The organism is Alistipes onderdonkii (genome assembly GCF_025145285.1).
Taxonomy (GTDB): domain Bacteria; phylum Bacteroidota; class Bacteroidia; order Bacteroidales; family Rikenellaceae; genus Alistipes; species Alistipes onderdonkii.
In genome coordinates, this window is sequence record NZ_CP102251.1 from 3,711,373 (window position 1) to 3,730,233 (window position 18,861).

General features: G+C 59.3%; 16 protein-coding genes. All 16 read left to right on the top strand.

Features of this window, described 5'->3' with window-relative positions:
* The first annotated feature begins 180 nt into the window (after positions 1 to 180).
* The 16 genes from NQ559_RS15325 to NQ559_RS15400 all read left to right on the top strand — a co-directional run bounded on the left by NQ559_RS15325 (position 181) and on the right by NQ559_RS15400 (position 18,800).
* Positions 181 to 750 carry a helix-turn-helix domain-containing protein gene (locus tag NQ559_RS15325; protein ID WP_026318380.1) on the top strand — a complete coding sequence of 190 codons (570 nt, stop codon included), beginning with the start codon at positions 181 to 183 and terminating at the stop codon, positions 748 to 750.
* Between the two features lie 352 nt (positions 751 to 1,102).
* Complete coding sequence (locus tag NQ559_RS15330; RefSeq protein WP_018695923.1) at positions 1,103 to 3,580, top strand: heavy metal translocating P-type ATPase; 2,478 nt, start codon at positions 1,103 to 1,105, stop codon at positions 3,578 to 3,580.
* A gap of 462 nt (positions 3,581 to 4,042) precedes the next feature.
* On the top strand, positions 4,043 to 4,951 hold the full coding sequence (locus NQ559_RS15335; protein WP_018695922.1) for a tyrosine-type recombinase/integrase: 909 nt from the start codon (positions 4,043 to 4,045) through the stop codon (positions 4,949 to 4,951).
* A gap of 422 nt (positions 4,952 to 5,373) precedes the next feature.
* On the top strand, positions 5,374 to 5,865 hold the full coding sequence (locus tag NQ559_RS15340; RefSeq protein ID WP_018695921.1) for a hypothetical protein: 492 nt from the start codon (positions 5,374 to 5,376) through the stop codon (positions 5,863 to 5,865).
* 79 nt (positions 5,866 to 5,944) lie between these two features.
* A complete protein-coding gene (locus tag NQ559_RS15345; protein WP_154654026.1) occupies positions 5,945 to 6,100 on the top strand; it encodes a hypothetical protein in 156 nt (51 codons plus the stop codon).
* A gap of 21 nt (positions 6,101 to 6,121) precedes the next feature.
* The gene (locus NQ559_RS15350; protein WP_018695920.1) at positions 6,122 to 7,291 is read left to right on the top strand and encodes an OmpA family protein; all 1,170 of its coding nucleotides are present in this window, start codon (positions 6,122 to 6,124) and stop codon (positions 7,289 to 7,291) included.
* 43 nt (positions 7,292 to 7,334) lie between these two features.
* Positions 7,335 to 7,616 carry a hypothetical protein gene (locus tag NQ559_RS15355; protein ID WP_018695919.1) on the top strand — a complete coding sequence of 94 codons (282 nt, stop codon included), beginning with the start codon at positions 7,335 to 7,337 and terminating at the stop codon, positions 7,614 to 7,616.
* 66 nt (positions 7,617 to 7,682) lie between these two features.
* Positions 7,683 to 7,838: a hypothetical protein gene (locus tag NQ559_RS15360; RefSeq protein ID WP_167498414.1), complete on the top strand. Its 156-nt coding sequence runs from the start codon at positions 7,683 to 7,685 to the stop codon at positions 7,836 to 7,838.
* Positions 7,839 to 7,882: 44 nt separating this feature from the next.
* Positions 7,883 to 9,235, top strand: a complete 1,353-nt coding sequence (locus tag NQ559_RS15365; protein WP_026318379.1) for a fimbrillin family protein — start codon at positions 7,883 to 7,885, stop codon at positions 9,233 to 9,235.
* Positions 9,236 to 9,306: 71 nt separating this feature from the next.
* A complete protein-coding gene (locus NQ559_RS15370) occupies positions 9,307 to 9,438 on the top strand; it encodes a hypothetical protein (protein ID WP_018695916.1) in 132 nt (43 codons plus the stop codon).
* A gap of 30 nt (positions 9,439 to 9,468) precedes the next feature.
* Positions 9,469 to 11,532 carry a fimbrillin family protein gene (locus tag NQ559_RS15375; RefSeq protein ID WP_018695915.1) on the top strand — a complete coding sequence of 688 codons (2,064 nt, stop codon included), beginning with the start codon at positions 9,469 to 9,471 and terminating at the stop codon, positions 11,530 to 11,532.
* A 361-nt stretch (positions 11,533 to 11,893) separates the two neighbouring features.
* A complete protein-coding gene (gene rho / locus NQ559_RS15380; RefSeq protein WP_018695914.1) occupies positions 11,894 to 13,627 on the top strand; it encodes a transcription termination factor Rho in 1,734 nt (577 codons plus the stop codon).
* Positions 13,628 to 13,651: 24 nt separating this feature from the next.
* Positions 13,652 to 14,422, top strand: a complete 771-nt coding sequence (locus NQ559_RS15385) for a S1/P1 nuclease (protein ID WP_018695913.1) — start codon at positions 13,652 to 13,654, stop codon at positions 14,420 to 14,422.
* A 250-nt stretch (positions 14,423 to 14,672) separates the two neighbouring features.
* Positions 14,673 to 16,364: a hypothetical protein gene (locus NQ559_RS15390; protein ID WP_018695912.1), complete on the top strand. Its 1,692-nt coding sequence runs from the start codon at positions 14,673 to 14,675 to the stop codon at positions 16,362 to 16,364.
* A 153-nt stretch (positions 16,365 to 16,517) separates the two neighbouring features.
* On the top strand, positions 16,518 to 16,943 hold the full coding sequence (locus NQ559_RS15395) for a carboxypeptidase-like regulatory domain-containing protein (RefSeq protein WP_018695911.1): 426 nt from the start codon (positions 16,518 to 16,520) through the stop codon (positions 16,941 to 16,943).
* Between the two features lie 45 nt (positions 16,944 to 16,988).
* Positions 16,989 to 18,800, top strand: a complete 1,812-nt coding sequence (locus NQ559_RS15400; protein ID WP_018695910.1) for an outer membrane beta-barrel family protein — start codon at positions 16,989 to 16,991, stop codon at positions 18,798 to 18,800.
* The last annotated feature ends 61 nt before the right edge of the window (positions 18,801 to 18,861 follow it).

The window sequence follows — 18,861 nt, forward strand, 5'->3', positions numbered from 1 at the left end:
GAAAGGCACCGGCGGAAGGTGCGGCGGGGTGCGGCAGGAAATCGGGGAAAGGCACCGGCAGCCAGCGCCAGCGGCGGGTACTTGCCCGCGGAGGAAGAGCGATGATCCGGCAGCAGAAAAAGCCGCAAAAACATGGAATCCCGGCTAATTTTCGTTAATTTAGCACCCGTATTGCAGCATATGGCTACGACGACGCTACATATCAGGAACATGGTCTGCAACCGGTGCATACTGGTCGTACGGCAGCTGCTCGAAGGGCTGGGGCTGACGCCTCTCCACATCGAGCTGGGCAAGGCCATCGTACAGGAAGAGCTGCCGCCGGAGGCCAAGGCAGCGCTGAATACGGCATTGGAGGCCGTGGGATTCGAACTGATCGACGACAGGCGCTCGCTGCTGATCGAACGGCTGCGCAACGCAGTGATCGAGTTGGCGCACTACCACGACGACGGCATGCGGACGAACCTGTCGGATTACCTGTCGGAGAAATTCCACAGCGATTACAGTGCCCTGAGCAAGTTGTTCTCGGAGATGACAGGTATCACGCTGGAAAAATATTACATTGCACAGCGGGTCGAACGGGTCAAGGAACTGCTGGTATACAATGAACTGTCCCTCGGCCAGATCGCCGACAAACTCAACTATTCGAGCACGGCGCACCTGAGCGCCCAGTTCAAAAGCGTCACGGGCATAACGCCCAGCGAATTCCGGAAGCGGAGCGACCGGAAACGCCGGCCGCTCGACCAGGTATAGGGGAGCTGGAGACGTATCCTGCCGTGAGGACGCCCGGGGAGCCAGCCCGGCACCCCCGCCCGCGAAAGGCACCCGAAGATATATCCCCGCACATCCCGGGATCCTTGCGGGAGCACGGACGCGGCACGAACGGTGGCGGACAAGGACGGAGTAAGGGCAACACAACGGCAACGAGCCCAACACAGAGGCAACGAGTGCGACGCGAACGGGACAAGGGCCGGATATCCGGGCTGTCGGTCGCAATCCGCACGGCGGAAAATATTCCCGAATCATGTAAATCACATCCATAATTTTATAACGGCGGAAGCCGGGTAAGCCCCTATCTTTGCAGCATAACCAAAGACAGACGACAATGGCAACCGACAAAACCGTGAAAACGATATTCCCCGTGCTCGGCATGAGCTGTGCCGCCTGCGCTGCACGGGTCGAAAAAGTCCTTGCGCACCAACCGGGCGTGTATGCGGCGCGTATCAACTATGCGGCGGCGAACGCCGCCGTGGAGTACGACCCGGCGCGTACGGCCCCCGGATCACTGCGCGAAGCCGTCCGCGCAGCGGGCTACGACCTGGTGACCGGCACCGGCGCCGATGCCGCCGCACAGGCGGAGCTGGCGCCGGCGGAACACCTCCGGCAGCTCAAGAGCCGCACCCTGTGGGCAATGCTGCTGGCACTGCCCGTCATGGCGATCGCCATGTTCTTCGAGGCGATGCCTTACGCCGTCCCGGCCATGTGGCTGCTCTCGACCCCGGTGGTATTCTGGCTGGGACGCGGGTTCCACATCCGCGCATGGCGGCAACTGCGGCACGGGACGGCCAACATGGACACGCTCGTGGCGGTAAGTACGGGCACGGCCTACCTGTTCAGTGTCTTCAACATGCTGTTCCCGGGATTCTGGCTCGCCCGCGGCATCGAGCCGCACGTGTATTTCGAGGCCGCGAGCATGATCGTCGCCTTCATCCTGCTGGGCAGGCTGCTCGAAGAGCGGGCAAAGGGCGACACGGCTGCGGCGATCAGAAAACTGATGGGATTGCAACCCGAAACCGTAACCCTCGCCGACGCGCAGGGACGGCAGCGAACCGTGCCCCTTGCGCAGGTGCAGGCCGGGGATACGGTCGTCGTGAAGCCGGGGGAGCGGATCGCCGTGGACGGCACGGTCGCCGAAGGCAGTTCCTACGTGGACGAAAGTATGCTGAGCGGCGAACCCGCAGCCGTACGCAAGGCTGCCGGGGCGAAAGTATACGCAGGGACGATCAACCAGAGGGGGTCGTTCCTGTTCCGGGCGGAAAGGGTCGGGGCGGAGACCCTGCTGGCCCACATCGTGCGCATGGTGCAGGAGGCACAGGGCAGCAAGGCGCCCGTGCAGAAGCTGGTCGACCGGATCGCGGCAGTATTCGTGCCCGCCGTCATCGCCGTCGCCCTCATCGCCTTTGTGCTTTGGGCCGTATTGGGCGGCGACGACGGGTTCACGCACGGGCTGCTGGCCTTCGTGACCGTGCTGATCGTGGCGTGTCCCTGCGCCCTGGGGCTGGCGACCCCAACGGCCATCATGGTGGGCATCGGCAAGGGTGCCGGGGCAGGAATCCTGATAAAAGATGCCGAGAGCCTCGAAACGGCGAAAAGCATCGGCACCGTCGTACTGGACAAGACCGGGACGCTCACCGAAGGGAAACCCATCGTGACGGATTTGCTGTGGACGGGGGACGAGCAGCGGTTGGGCCGGGTATTTTACAGCATGGAGTCGCGTTCGGAGCATCCGTTGGCCGAAGCCCTCGCGGAGCGGTTGAAAGGGGAAGGCATCCCTATTTCGGATTTCGAGAACCTGCCCGGGCGCGGGGTGAAGGGCGTGGCGGCGGGGCGGACGTACCTGGCAGGCAACAGGCTGCTGCTGGAGGAAAACGGCATCGCCGCGCCATCGCACCTGTTGCGGGAAGCGGATCGGCTGGCCGCGGCGGCGAAGACCGTCGTCTGGTTCGCCGAAGGGGGCGAAGCGGTAGGCATCGCCGCCATCGCCGACCGGATCAGGCCGGGCGCCGCACAAGCCGTCGCGGAGCTCCGCGCCATGGGGCTTGACGTGCGGCTGCTGACAGGCGATAACGAAGCGACGGCACGTGCCATAGCCGCCGAAGCAGGGATAACGGCCTGCGAGGCGGGTGTCCTGCCGGACGGGAAGGCCGCCTATATCCGCCGCCTGCAGGCCGAAGGGCGCAGGGTGGCGATGGTCGGCGACGGGATCAACGACAGCGCGGCCTTGGCACAGGCCGACCTGAGTATCGCCATGGGACAGGGGAGCGACATCGCCATGGATGTGGCCAAGATCACGATCATGACCCCCGACCTCGGAAAAATCGCCGACGCGATCCGCCTTTCAGCGGCAACCGTGCGCACAATCCGGCAAAACCTGTTCTGGGCATTCATCTACAACCTGATCGGGGTGCCGGTCGCCGCCGGGGTGCTTTTCCCGCTCAACGGGTTCCTGCTGAACCCGATGCTGGCCGGGGCGGCCATGGCCCTGAGCAGCGTCAGCGTGGTGGCGAACAGCCTGCGACTGAAGGCGAAGGGCGGCAGGGCGCGGAAAAACGACGGAAGAGAACCAATACCTATAAATAATATGGAAAAAACGATGGAAAAGAAGTATCGGATCGAAGGGATGATGTGCGGGCACTGCCGGATGCACGTCGAAAAGGCACTGAACGGAATCGACGGAGTACGTGCGACCGTGGAGCTGGAGCCCCCGGTGGCGACGGTGGAGTTCAGCGGCGGGGAAAAACCGCTGGCGGAATTGCAGCGGGCGCTGGACGGAGCCGGGGAATATAAGATAACGGAAGTGTAATTTGTGCAGGAAAACATAATTTACCTCCGGAAACGGCAGGCGCCGCGGGTTGTGAAAACCTGCGGCGTTTTTTTTGCCGGAGCCCTGTTTGCCGGGCAATTCCGCCGAGGCGCACTGCGCCGGCGGATACTACGGTTTGCGGGCAAAATCCCGTTTTTAAGGCGAATATTTCATTTAGTCCGCTAAATTTCAGACAAATAAAACAGGAGGTGGATCCGGAGGCAAATCCGGGCATTAAATATTGAGTAATCAGTATATTATATACAAATGACAGTCCCGGCAAATACGCACCGAGGGCAACTAAAACACACAATATCATCGACATGCATGCGGATAATTGGCGACAATTTTGTATCTTTGTACCCAGTGACCAATTCTTCGAATTAAATTTACTTTATTATGTACTCGCCAGATTCCGCCTTTACGGGGCGGCTTCCGGTTGTCGGGCCATACCCGGCAAGGATGACACGCACCCGTAATTATGAATTCGATTTCATGTCGTGTTTCTCAAAACACATCTCCGACTACGAGAAAGCCGGGCGCAAAGGCTCGGCTGCGAACTACCGGTCGTCATACAGGCTGCTGCTGAGTTTCCTCGACGGCCAGCACTTGACGTCGCAACACCTCTCGGCCCGCTGGGTAGAGCGTTACGAACGCTGGCTCCGGGCGCGGGGCGTGACAACCAACACGGTGACGTTCCACCTGCGCAACCTGAGGGCGGTTTACAACCGTTCCGTGAAAAAACGGTTCATACCGGCCTCGTTCCCCAATCCCTTCTTCCACCTGACCGTCAGGCAGACCGTAACGCGCAAACGGGCGCTGTCACGCGAAACCATCAAACGGATATGCACGGCCGACCTCTCGGCGCTGCATCCCAAGTACTCCCTCGCACGCGACATCTTCATGTTCAGTTTCTTCACCCGCGGCATGTCGTTCGTAGATATGGTATATCTGCGCAGCAGCGACATCCATGACGGCGTATTGACCTATGCACGCCATAAAACGGGGCAGATGCTCTCGATGCGCATCGAGCCGCAATTGCAGCACATTATCGACCGTTACAGCAATGCTTCGCCTTATATACTCCCCATACTGGCAAAAGACGACAGCTATGACAATTACCGCCAGCAGCAGCGCGAGCTGAATAAATTTATCCGAAAAATCGGAGTCCTGCTCAATATCCCGGAACCGCTGACATTCTATGTCGCACGACACTCATGGGCAACTCTGGCCCGTGATTGCGGCACACCGCTCACGGTGATCAGCGCCGGGATGGGACACACGTCCGAACGGACGACGCGCATCTATCTCGCACAACTCGACCACAACATCATCGACAAAGCCAATCGAAAAATCATCGACTTGCAGTAAAAGACGGTTTCGTATAATATCCGGATTTTTTGGTTAGGACGAAAGGAAACAGGCAATAAAAAAAATCAAGACCCATTATTACCAATAATGGGTCACGAAATCGTAATAAGTTGTATTATAGACGTTTCAATTCACCTGCAAAAATAGAATTAATTATATTCATAACCAAATTTTTCAGGAGGAAAAAACGCATATCTCAGCGTAAGATACTGTAAACAAGAATCTTGTATCGTTTTATTTTTATTTTTATTCCGGACAGACCGAAAATGTCCTGACAGCCCCCGCCATGCCTTCGGGAAAGTGTCCAAACAGCGTATTTACCGACTGGTAACCAAGCACATACGCCAAAGGAGACCCATTATTGGTAATAATGGGTCACGAAAAACACATACAAATCACTGGTTACTAATAATTTACATTCGATGTTTTCCGCAAGAATCCTGTGGGCGGTAAAGATACTGCTCGTACTGCACAAGGCGTCGGAAGCAGGGACTCCCCTGATGAAAGGCCGCGAATTGCAGGCTGCATGTGTGGGCCCCGATGCGGACACCTATATATATCGCCGTACTTTACGGGAACTGGCGGCCAAAACGGACTACCTGATTTGCGTATTCCAGTCGGGAAGAACCTTCTACCAATGGAACCCGAACCACCGCCCGACGCTGCACGACCTGATCTGCAGGCTGGACGGAGGCATGCATGAAGTCTCGCACACTTTCTGGACATACGAAAATACACGCACGATGCAGCCCCTCCAGAAAGTGTGCAAGGAGTACGACAACCTCATACAAACCTATTTATCAGAAATATACATAGAAGAATTGGAATCACCCGCCCTGTTCAGGCAAAGCCGGTTCCGGTTGCCGCAGGCAACGCCCCAGGTCACGGGGGACACAGGAACAGGCTCGCTTTAGCCCTCTCTCGTCAGCGAACAAAAACACATTCATGGAAAAACAAACAATCACCGATCATACAGAATCCGGCAAAAATTAAATGGAAACAACGATACCAGCCGATTTCATCCTGTCGCTACTGGCAATCGCCGCCTCGGCATTGGCGGTAGCCGTAGCCTGCCACATGTACCGGACACGGCAGATAACACGAATAACGGACTCGCAACGAGACCACACATACCGGAAAAAATTCTAATCACTACAAAAACATTCAAACATGAAACGCCTCTACCTTATTGCCCTCTTTATCATCGTCAGCCTTGCCGCCACGGCACAGGAGAACGGCAATCGCGATGCGCAGAACCGCATCGTGCGCGGCCCCTATGAAACGAACCGCTTTTTCGACAACATCTTCGTCGGCGTCGCCGGCGGTGTAAATATCTATTTCGGCGAACACGACTCCTACGGCAAATTCGGCAAACGCATGGCCCCGGCACTGGACATCCATGTCGGAAAATGGTTCACCCCCTCGATCGGCGCCCGCGTCGGATACTCCGGCCTGCAGGCCAAAGGGTGGACGACCGCAGGCACCAAATACGCAAAGGGTGCCGACGGAAGCATGTTCAAGGAGAAATTCGGCGTATCGTACCTGCATGCCGATGCAATGTGGAACTTCTCGAACGCCGTGAGCGGCTACAAGGAGACCCGCACCTGGAATTTTGTACCCTTCGTCGGAGTGGGTTGGGCGCGTTCCTATGGCAACGACACCCACGACAACGAAATCGGCTTCGACGCAGGTCTGCTGAATGTAGTGCGCCTCTGCGATCTGCTCGACCTGACGCTCGAAGCTCGCTGCCTGCTGGTCAACCAGCGTTTCGACGGCGTGGGCGGTGGCCGCATCGGCGAAGGTATGCTCTCGGTAACGGCAGGGCTGTCGTTCAACCTGAACCGCCGCGGCTTCAAGCGTGCCTCGCAGGCTCAGCCCGTGGACTACACGTCGTACCTGGATCGTATCAAGCGGCTCGAAAACACCAACAACGAACTCGCATCGCAGAATTCGGAACTGAGCGACGAGAACGAGAAGCTGCGCAACATGCCGCCCAAGGTGGTTGCCGAGCAGAAGGTATCCGCATCGCCCGTGGCGCTCTTCTTCAAGATCGGCAAGGCCACGCTCGACAAGAAAGAGCAGACCAACCTCGAATTCTACGTAAGGAACGCCATGAAGGCCGACAAGGACAAGACCTTCACGCTGATCGGCTCGGCAGACAAGGATACCGGCACGAAGGAGATCAACCAGCGGCTGAGCGAACAGCGCATGGAGTACGTCTACAACCTCTTGAAGGACAAGTACGGCATCGACCCGTCCCGTTTGGTCAAGAAAGCCGAAGGCGACACCAACAACCGGTTCGCAGAGCCGGAACTGAACCGCGCCGTAATCGTGGAATAAGCAGGACAAACGGAGATTGACAACCCCTAACGGATTTTACCGCATGCTCCGGACAGAGACATCGACCGCAGCGGACACAACCGCCGGATCCGGCCGGGCGCCGCACTACCTGCTCGCATATCTGGAAGAAGGACGGGTTCGCGTATACGCCCCCGACAAATCCGACATATGGATCGGGGTGCAGCTTCCCGAAGCGGAAGAGACGCGCGTCGAAGCGGAACTGCGGCGGCTCCACCGAACCGGACAAAGGACAGGTATCGTCGAAATGTGCCTGCCCACGGACGGGGCGCAGCGCGGCATACGCGTGCTCTGCGTAAGGGCGTAGCACAAGGCCGGAAGGGGAAGGAATAAAAGCGACTCATATCACATAACCAAACAATAAAAAAAGACCATGAAAAAACAAACTATGACTTACGAAGCACCGGAACTGCACCTGATCTCCGTATGCGTGGAAAAAGGATTCGCGGCAAGCAGCAGCATCGAACCGGGAACCGACGGCGGTGAGCTGGGCGGAACCAGGTCGCTCTCTTACGATGACTACGAATAGCGACGCATCCATTGGGAATTAACGACAAAAACAGAAAATGCACCATGAAAAAATTATTCGTTATAGCAATGCTCGCAACGGTCGGCATGGCCGCGTGCAGCAAGGACGATACGGCTCCGGCCGGCGGCCCGAAAAAGTATGTCCAGGTAACCATCCCCGAGGAGATGGTTTCCGGGGAGACCCGTACTTCCATCGACGGCACCACGACCAACTGGGTGGCCGGTGACAAAGTCGCCGTGCTCCTCTACGACGGAGCTGCGACGATGACATGCGAGTTCACGGCCGACAAGTCGGGCCCGACCACGACGTTCTCGGGCGAGGTGCCCATCGGTTCCTACTCGCTGGCGGCGGCTTATTATCCGTACGACTGCAACGCCACGTTCGACGCCGTGAACAAGACCTTCAAGCACACCTGGGGATCGGAATACTGCACGGACAACCTGGCTGCCTATGACTTCATGTATACGAACATCTGGGAGGAGCCGTTCGAAATCAACGAGGCGACGACCCAACTGCCCGTACACTTCACGTTCAAACCGCTGATGGCCCGCATCAAGATCTCGCTCGGACTGGGTGCGAACGAAACGCCCAAGAAAGTCATCCTGGAGACCGACAGCAACGTATTGCCGACCTCCGGTACGATCGACGCCCTGGAGAACTTCACGGCATCGTCCGTAACCAATTCGATCGCAGTTCCCACGAACCGGAAAGAGTTCGTAGTGGGCCTGCTCCCCGTGGGCATCCACTCGACCATGACCGTGAAGGTAATGACTACCGACGGGCTGACCTACTCGGACAAGTCGTTCACGCTGGCCGGCCTGAAGCGCAACCACCACTACACGATGAGCGTACCCTGCAACAAGAAAACGGTGACGATCACCGTACCCGATGCCATCGACCAGAAGTACGGTACGCATACCTATCAGGACAACGGATTCTACACGGTCGATTCCCAATACGACCCGGAAGGAATTTTCAATGACTGGTATTTTTACCAGGCAGAGATCAAGAGCGACAAGAACGGCGACGACAAACTCAAGAAGAACCGCATCCAGCTGCAGATTCCTGCGGGCTTCAACAACGCAAACAACGGCGCTTTCGTGACGGCCCCGATCCAGTGCGATGGTTCGAAAACCGTGAAGGTATCCTTCGAGGTAGCGACCAACCGTATAGGCAATATTGAGTACAGGATCGGCGTAACGGGCAACGGCCCGATCACCGAATCGTGGCTCCGCGACAGGAACAACATCCTGAACGGCAACGACCAAAAGTGCAAATCCGGTACGCAGACCCATACGTTTACGGTCACCAACGGACAGCGTCTCATGATCAAGATACTATCTACCGCAGGATCTTACCACGTAGAGTTCGCGGACTTCACCTATACGGTCGAATAATTTCGATATAATAATTTTTCAGATCGGGACGGAGCAGGATACCGTCCCGATTTATCTATAAACCGAATCTGATGAAAGCAGCATACATAAAGCCGGAATTGGAGATACTCGTAATTGCGGCCGAAGCAGGATTCGCGATTTCACAGCCGCACGGCGGCGAACTCGGGCCGGGCCCGGTGGATTATGCGGACGACGAGTATTGAATTACAAACAGCCAATTCGAACCTGACGTTATGAAACACAAACCTATTTTCCGACTCGCGCTGCTCGCGCTCCTGCTGGCCGGTTGCGGAAAGGATACGACAGAACTGCCCGAAGGGCCCGAAACACCCGCGACAGGGGGCGATGCCATCGTCTGCCGGTTGTCGATCGGCAATGAAGCGCCCGACCCCACGGACGAAACCCGTACGGCTTACGGCCCGCTACAGGACGGTTATTACCCGATCTATTGGCGCAATGCCGACCGCGTGGGAATCATCTGTCCGCAGACGACCCCGCAATGGGCGGAGGTCGAAGTCAGCGTCTCCGGGGCGACCGAAAGCGAAGCCGACCTGAGCGACACGGGAATGCAGTGGGGGAGCAGTCCCAGCTACGATTTTTACGCCTTCTATCCGGCAGACGCCGTCCAGGCCAACAGCGGCTCGATCGTCGCGACGGCAATCCCGGCCGTACAGACCTACCACAACGGCGAATGCAACATGCAGTACGCCTATATGGCGGCATGCACCCAAGGGGTGGAACGCGGCGCGGAGGTACCCTTCAGATTCCGCCCGCTGATGACCACGGTTACGATCCAGGTGGGATTCTCGGAGGCCGCGGAGGTACAGAAGCTCGTGCTGTCGAGCGAAAACGGCCCCATAGCGGGCGGCTTCACGTTCGACATCGAAACCGACCGGTGCTCGGTTATCCCGGGCAAGGGATCGAACGTGCTGGCCCTGCACCTGATGTCGGGGGACGTCCCCTATATCCAGCTCAGCGCAGGGTCGAAGGTCGCGGTCACGGCGTTCATGCTGCCGCAGGACATCGAAGGGCTCACGCTCTCCGCCGTCACCACGCAGGGCAGAACATACAGCTACACAACCCCGGCAACGCTCAGGGCCGGGCACCGTTATTCGTTCACGATCGGCGACATGCAGGCACAGGCGCAACAGACCTCGGAAGATTATTCCGACTGGATGGCCTACCTGCCCGACAACACCTACCTGTCGCAGGTTTCCATCCCCGGGTCGCACGACGCCTGCACGATCTACGGTTCGCACTACGAGTACAAAGGCGGGATGCCCAGCGAAAGATACCACTTCAAATGGTTGCAGAACGTCGTATTCGGCTATATGAACACGACCAAGATCATCAAGGCACAGGAGCTATCCATCGAAGAGCAGCTTGCGGCCGGGGTTCGCATGTTCGACCTGCGCCCCTCCTCGTCGAGCTCCTCGGCGCGCGACCTCCCGATCCATCACGGCATAGCCCCGCTGGGCGACCCGACGCTGGGCAGCTACGCCCCGGGCAGCTCCGGCCGCCAGGAGCTTTCGCCCTTCATGCTTTCGCACCTGCTCGACCGTTTCGTGCGATTCCTCGACGAACATCCGGGCGAGACGGTGCTCGTGCATATGAAATACGAGAACACGAGCACCAGCGCCAATAAGACGGGGTGGGACAAAAGCGTGGTCTGCCTGATCAACTCGCATTGCAGCGGGTATGTGGCCGACTTCCACCCCCTGATGACGCTGGCCGACGCCCGCGGCAAGATACTCTTCATGATCCGCGAGGATTACAAATCGTCGAACAACGGCCGGTATTTCGGCGCCTACCTGAACTGGACGGACGACAAGGTGGTTTTCGACACGACGCTCAGCGGCAACGGCGTGGGGCAGGCCCCGATCCGCGTGAACGACCTCTACAACATCAAGAACGGGGCATCGGACGGCAAGACCAAGTATGCGGCCATCGACGAGTGCATCGCCTATACCTATAATACGGACGACCCGACGCGGTGGTGCATGAATTATGTCAGCTGCTACGACACGGCCCATTGCAGCGTGTCGGGGATCAGCCTGTTCGGCGCCGTGGGCGACTACGACTACTGCGCGAACAAGTACAACAGGTATACGGCCGACAAGATCGACAGCTACGATTTCCGCGGGAACGTCGGCATCGTGCTGATGGACTTCGCGGCGGCATCGCACGCCACGATGACCTACGGGCAGACCTACTCGAACATGCAGGTCTACGGCGACGACCTGGTCAGGGCCGTGATCTGCAACAATAACAAGTGGAACCTGCGGCGCAACGAATAACCCCCGGAGGCTCCCGCCGCCGGCACGCGCCCCGGCAGGACGCCGGAACGACACCGAAGAAAAACCTCCCGGGCTTCCCGGGAGGTTTTTGCACACACAAACATTAACAATACAAACAACGCAATGGCTGAATAGATCTGTTGTTCTGGATACAAAGGTGGGGGTAATTTCCGGGTTGCACAATCGCCATAAATGAGTATTTTACGTCCGGGCACTCCCAATTTATGGTGAAAGCCCCGGCGGAAGGGCGTGATCTGCAATTTTTTATTTTGAATTTCGAAATAATGCACTATCTTTGCAGACAAATTCCAACGTCCCGGCGCCCGCCGGGGTTCTGAAAATCATTTTGAAATAGAAATATATGCAGGATTTGAAAGCGCTCGAAGGGAAAAGTCTCGTCGAACTGCGTGAAATAGCAAAAGCTATCGGTATCGGGGACACCACATTGAAGAAGCGCGAACTGATTGAGAAAATCGCCGGGAGCTCCGCTTCCGAAGGCGTCCCCGCAGAAAATAAAGAGAAGAGAGGACGGGGCAGAAAAAAGGAAGCTCCCGCAACGGAAATGCAACAGACGGCACCCGCAGCCGAACCTGCCGCCGCAAAGGCGGAAACCGCTCCCGAAACCGTTCCCCAGGCCCCGCGCAGCCGCCGGCCGCGCATCACCAATACGAAGACCGAAAACACCGCTCCGGCACAGCGTCCGCCCGTAACGGTCGCCGAAACCCCCGCCGAGCCGGAGCTCCCGATGGAAAGCGCCCCGGCACCTGCACCAGCGGCAGAAGCCGTACAGGCACCCCGCGAGGAGAAGGCGGAGCCCAAGCGCCGTGGCCGCAAGCCCAAGGCACAGGCACAGGCACAGGAAGAGGCAGCAGAACCCGCCGCCGCGACACCCCCGGCTGCCCAGGCAGCCCAGGCTACCCCGGCAGCAGCAGCCGATGCGCAATCCTTCGACGGCGAGGTGATCACCAAGGACGATTTCGCCGGGGAGATCGAGGGCGAAGGCGTGCTGGAGATCATGCCCGACGGATACGGGTTCCTGCGTTCGGCCGACTACAACTACCTGAACTCGCCCGACGACATTTACGTTTCGCCGTCGCAGATCAAACTCTTCGGGCTGAAGCCCGGCGACACGGTGAACGGCGCCATACGCCCGCCGAAGGAGGGGGAGAAATATTTTCCGCTGGTACGCGTGAACGAGATCAACGGCCTGGCGCCGGAGTTCATCCGCGACCGCGTACAGTTCGAATTCATGACGCCGCTCTTCCCGAGCGAGAAGTTCTGCCTCACGGGCAACGGACACAACAACATGTCGACGCGCGTGGTCGACCTCTTTTCGCCCATCGGCAAGGGGCAGCGCGCACTGATCGTAGCACAGCCCAAGACGGGTAAGACGGTGCTCATGCAGTCGATCATCAACGCCATCGCCGACAACCATCCCGAAGTATACATCATCGTGCTGCTGATCGACGAGCGTCCGGAGGAGGTGACCGAGATGGCCCGCAACTCCAAGGCCGAGGTCGTGGCATCGACCTTCGACGAACAGGCGTCGCGCCATGTGAAAGTCGCGGAAATGGTACTCGACAAGGCCAAGCGCATGGTCGAATGCGGACACGACGTGGTGATCTTCCTCGACTCGATCACCCGTCTGGCACGTGCCTACAACTCCGTCCAGCCCGCATCGGGCAAAGTGCTCTCGGGCGGTGTGGATGCCAACGCGCTCCACAAACCCAAGCGTTTCTTCGGTGCAGCCCGCAACACGGAGGAGAAAGGGTCGCTGACGATCATCGCCACGGCACTGATCGACACCGGTTCGAAGATGGACGAGGTGATTTTCGAAGAGTTCAAGGGCACGGGCAACATGGAGCTCCAACTCGACCGCAAGCTCGCCAACAAACGTGTCTACCCGGCAGTCGACGTCATCGCATCGGGTACGCGCCGCGAAGACCTGCTCCTGCCGCGCGACGTGATGAACCGCACGTGGGTGCTGCGCAAATACCTTTCGGACATGACGCCCGTCGAGGCCATGGAGTTCCTCCAGAAGCAGATGGGAATGACCAACACCAACGAGGAGTTCCTCGCCACGATGAACCATTAAACAACCACAAAACCCACTGATAGAATGAAAAACCTGATTATCCTGCTGTCATGCCTGCTGTTCGCCGGCAGCGTATACGGATGGGGACAAAAGGGGCACGACGTCACGGCCTACATCGCAGAGTGCCACCTCACGCCCGAAGCCGCCCAGAAGATCGACAAGGTGCTCAACGGCCATTCGCCCGTGTACTATTGCAACTGGATGGACATTGCCAGCCACACCCCCGAATACAATTACACCAAGACGTGGCACTACCTGAACATCGACGAGGGCCAAACTCTCGAAACGATGCCCCGGAACCCCAAAGGCGACGTGCTGACGGCCGTCACGGCGCTCGTCGCCGAGCTCAAGGCCGGCGGGCTGGCGCCCGAGGCGGAGACCGAGAAACTCAAAATGCTGATCCACCTGGTCGGCGACATGCACTGCCCGATGCACACGGGGCGCCTGTCGGATATCGGCGGCAACCAGCGCCCGGTGCTGATGTTCGGCCGCAAGACGAACCTCCACTCGGCCTGGGACTCGGCGATCCTCGAAGCCGGGCACAAGTGGAGCTACACCGAGTGGCAGGAACAGATCGACCGCCTGACGGACGACGAGGCGGCACTGGTACAGGCCGGGGAGCCGCAGGACTGGCTGAAGGAGACCCATGCGATCTGCGTCGGCATCTACGAGGACAGCCCCGAAGGGACGAAAATATCCTACGATTACGTGGACAAATACACGCCCGTCATCGAGCAGCAGCTCGTCCGGGGCGGTTACCGGCTGGCACGCCTGCTGAACGAGATTTACCGCTGACCGTAGGTGCAAAACAAAAGGGAACGGGCTTGCAGTCGCTGCAAGCCCGTTTTCCGTCCTGCGGCAGTGCGGCAAGGATGTATTTCGGCTGTTTCGGCTGCACAAAAATCCGGGGCTAAGCGCTAAGGGACAAGGCCGGGGTCTGCAGGGGAGCACTGCGTGCGGCGCAGGGGCACGACAACCGATCGGGCCGGGTAATTTTATCCGGCAAAATACCCGCGGAAATAAAAGTTATATTAATTTTGCAGGCATGAGATACCTAATCGCCATACTCCTCGGCCTGCTTGCTGCCGGATGCGGCAACAAGGCCGTGGACAACCTGATGTCCCAGGCTTCGATGCTCATAGAGGAGCATCCCGACAGCGCCTTGCTGGCTCTCCGGCAGATAGACCCCTCGGCCATTTCACCGGCGGCCGACGCCCGGCGGCGCCTGCTGCTCGCGCAGACCTACTCCCGCACAGGTGCCGAGGCTGACAAGGATTCGCTGACCGCCCCCGCACTGGATTATTACGAGCGCCACGGCTCCGGGGCCGAGCGTGCCTATGCCTGGTATTTCGACGCAAAGGTACACCACAATGCCGGCGACCTGGGACGGGCGATCAAAGGCTACACGCAGGCGATGCTCTATGCCGAACGCAACCGCGACAAGGCGGGAACCACAAAACTGCTCATGGCACTGTACCACACGCTGGGGCTGCTGTACCTCGAACAGGGATACGACACCGAGGCCGAGGAGGCATTCTCGAAAGCCGTCGCCGCGGCACAGGAGACCGGCAGTGGGGAACTGGAGGGATACAGCCGTTACATGCTCTCGTCGGCACAGTATGCCAACGGCCGCTATGCCGAGGCCATCGAAACACTCTCCCCGCTGGTCGGGGCGCGCGACACGATGGCATTCCGTTTCTTCGCCCAGCAGATCACCCTGCAAAACCTGATATACCACACCTTCGCCGAAGACTGGAGCCCCGGGCAGTTGCTCGAAGAGCGGGCGCACATCGACATGCACGAACTGCGGACAGCCCCGCTGACACACGGCCCCGCATCGGCCGACGACGAAGACCGCACGCTCTACGACATCGCTTCGGCCATCATTTTTTACCGGGCGGAGCAGCCCGATTCGGCGCAATACTACATAGACCGCTCGCTGGCGCACATCAAACGCTTCAACCAGAACAACATCGGGCTCTACACGATCGCCTCGGCCATACACCACCGTCGCGGGGAGGACGGCAAGGCCTATGCCTGTGCCATGCAGTACATCGGCAAGCGCGATTCGCTCGACAAGGCACGGCAGGGGGTATCGGTGGCCGAGCTGGAAAAGAGATACCGCACGGCCAACGAAACGGCGCTCCGCGAGGCGGGGCTGCGTTACCGAATCTGGATCGCCACGCTGGCATGCCTGTTGCTGGCCGCGGCCGTCACAGGGGCGGTGGTGGGCTACCGGCGCAAACTCCGGCACCGGGACGCGCAGCTGAGCGAATACCTCACGCTGCTGGAATCCTACCGGGAATCGCACGACAGCCTCACCTCGCGGCTCGATGCCTCGAACGAGCGCGAGGCCGCCGTCAAGGCTTCGCTCGAGGGGCGGTTCGCCCTGCTGCGCGACATCGCCGCAACCTATTACACCTATGGCGAAGGGGAACGGCTGGCGAGGAAGGTGAAGGAGCTGGCTCTGAGCCCGGCGATGCTCGCGGACATCGTCCGCATGGCAGACCTCTACAACGACCGGGCGGTCACGCGCCTGCGCCGCCAACTGCCGGGGTGGACGCCGCGCAACTACGATTTCGCAGCGCTGGTCGTCGCCGGGTTCTCGGCGCAGGAGATCAGCGTGATGCTCGACATGACGCTGAACGGGGTCTACACGCTCAAATCGAAACTCAAACGCCGGATCGCCGAATCGGGGGCTGCGGACAGGGAGTTTTTCACCCGGTTTTTCGCATAGCAAGGGCGCCCGGCGCGCCGGCAAGAATCCGCGGGATCACACCCTCTGTAAATCAACATTTTACACACAAACAAGCAAGAATTATTCCGTACCGGCAAGCCGCATCGGGGCTTAACTTTGCAGGGAAACCAAATGAAAAAACCAAGCAAAGTTATGAGACGGACATTTCTTTTACTCGTATGCGCCCTGGCGCTTTTTTCCGTGAAACAGACCTGCGGGCAAATTGTGCGGGGAAGGGTGGTCGACCAGGAGCGGCAGCCCGTGGTCGGGGTCGCGGTAGTGATGCTCGACACCGACTCGACCTACCTCGCGGCCGCGGCATCGGATGCCGACGGGCGTTTCGCCATCGCATCGGAGGTACGCCCCTACCGGCTGCTGTTCCAGCACCTCGCCTATGAGATGCAAACGCTTATGTCGGAGCACGACGAAGCCGGCGAGGTCGTCCTGCATGAATATACGAATGCGCTCGACGCCGTGGTCGTAGAGGGCGAAAAACCCATCGTGCGGGTCGAAGAGGGGCGGCTGGCCTATGACCTGGAAGCCGTATCGAAAGGCAAGGCGGTGAACAATGCCTACTAAGCCCTCACCCAGCTGCCGGGCGTCAGCGAACAGGACGGCGGGCTGATGCTTGCCGGCGCCGGGGGTGTCACGGTGATCCTGAACGGGAAGCCCTCGACGATGAGCGCCGAGCAGTTGGCATCGCTGCTGCGCTCGACACCCGTCGAACGGATCGAGAAGGCCGAAGTGATGTACAGCACGCCGCCGCAGTACCATGTGCGCGGCGCGGCGATCAACCTCGTCCTGCGGCGCAGCCACGACTACTCGTTTTCGGGGGAAGTACACGCCAACTATACCAACCGGTTTTACAGCAACTGGGATGCCGGGGGCAACTTCGCCTTCTCCTCGCCCGAGTGGTCGGCCGACGTAACCTATTCGGCTGGGCAGGCCAAGACCAAACGGATCATCGACCTCTACTCGCGGCATACGCTCGCGGACGGAGAGCATGAAATCGCCCAGAGGCAGAATATCACCAGCAAAGGGACATGGCACCGGCTGAGGGCTGCCGCAGAATACGCCCCGCAGGGCAAAGGACGCCTGAGCATTGCCTATACGGGCGCATACACCCCGCATACGAGCGGCCTCGTACGTGCCGACGGCAACCTGGTCAACTCGGTCAGCTCGCCCGGGGGCGACAACACGATGCACAACGCTGCGCTGCGCTACACGTCGGCCTCCGGGCTCGACCTCTCGGCGGACTACACGCATTACAGCTCGTGGCAGCTGGCCGCCATGCGGAACAGGTACGCCGACGGCAGCCGGACAGCGTTCGACGTGGTTTCGGGGCAGTCCGTCGACCGGGTAAATGTCAGCGCCGACCAGTCGCACGACCTGGGCAATGGCTGGGGCATGACCTACGGCGGCATCTTCAGCTGGGCGGGCGACCACGACTACCAGCGTTACAGGCTCCACGAGGGCGACATCGCCACCGTCGATACCGATTCGCACCTCGACGAATACACGGGCAACCTCTACGCCGGGGTGAGCAGGCAGTTCGCCAAGGGGAGTTTCTCGCTGTCGCTGGCCGGGGAATACTACCGCGCGGGGGACTACGACAACTGGTCGCTCTACCCGCAGGCGACCCTGCTCCTGACACCCGCAGAGAAACATCTCGTACAGATTTCGCTCTCGTCGGACAAGACCTATCCCTCGTACTGGGAGATGCAGCAGTCGACCTCCTACATCGACGGCTATTCGGAGATCCGGGGCACGCCCGGACTGCGGCCGTCGAAAAGCTACAACGGCCAGGCAATGTACATGTATAAGCAGAAGTATATCTTCATGCTGTTCTGGAACGAGATGCCCGACTACTTCAACCAAACCGCCTGGCAGGCCCCGGATCGCCTGGCATTGGTCTACCAGACGCTCAACTGGAACACCAACCGCCAGTGGGGCGCCAACGTCATCGTACCGCTGCGCCTGGGCAAATGGCTCGATTCCCGGCTGACGCTGACCGGGATGCGGATGACCCAGCGCTGCGACGCCTTTCACGACCTGGCGTTCGACCGCTCCAAATGGCTGGGGGTGGTGCGCATGGACAACACGATCCGTCTGAGCCGCAAGCCCGACCTGACGCTCGACCTCTCGGGCTACTATCAGAGCGCGGCCATCCAGGGGACATACGACATCGACCCTTCGTGGAGCGTCAACGCAGGTGCCAAGTGGACGTTCGACAAGAGCCGGGCGAGCCTCTCGGTGCGCTGCAACGACATTTTCGAAAGTTCGCTCCCGTTCGCCAAAGTCCGTTACAAGGGACAGTACCTCGACATGGATTCCGGCACGTACACCCGTTCGGTGACGGTGCATTTCTCCTACCGTTTCGGCACATACAAGGAGAAGCGGCACAAGACGGTCGACACGTCGAGGTTCGGGCATTGACCCGTCCGCGGCCGGGAAGGGCCGTAAAGGTAACATGCAGGCGGAATTCGATACGCAGCCC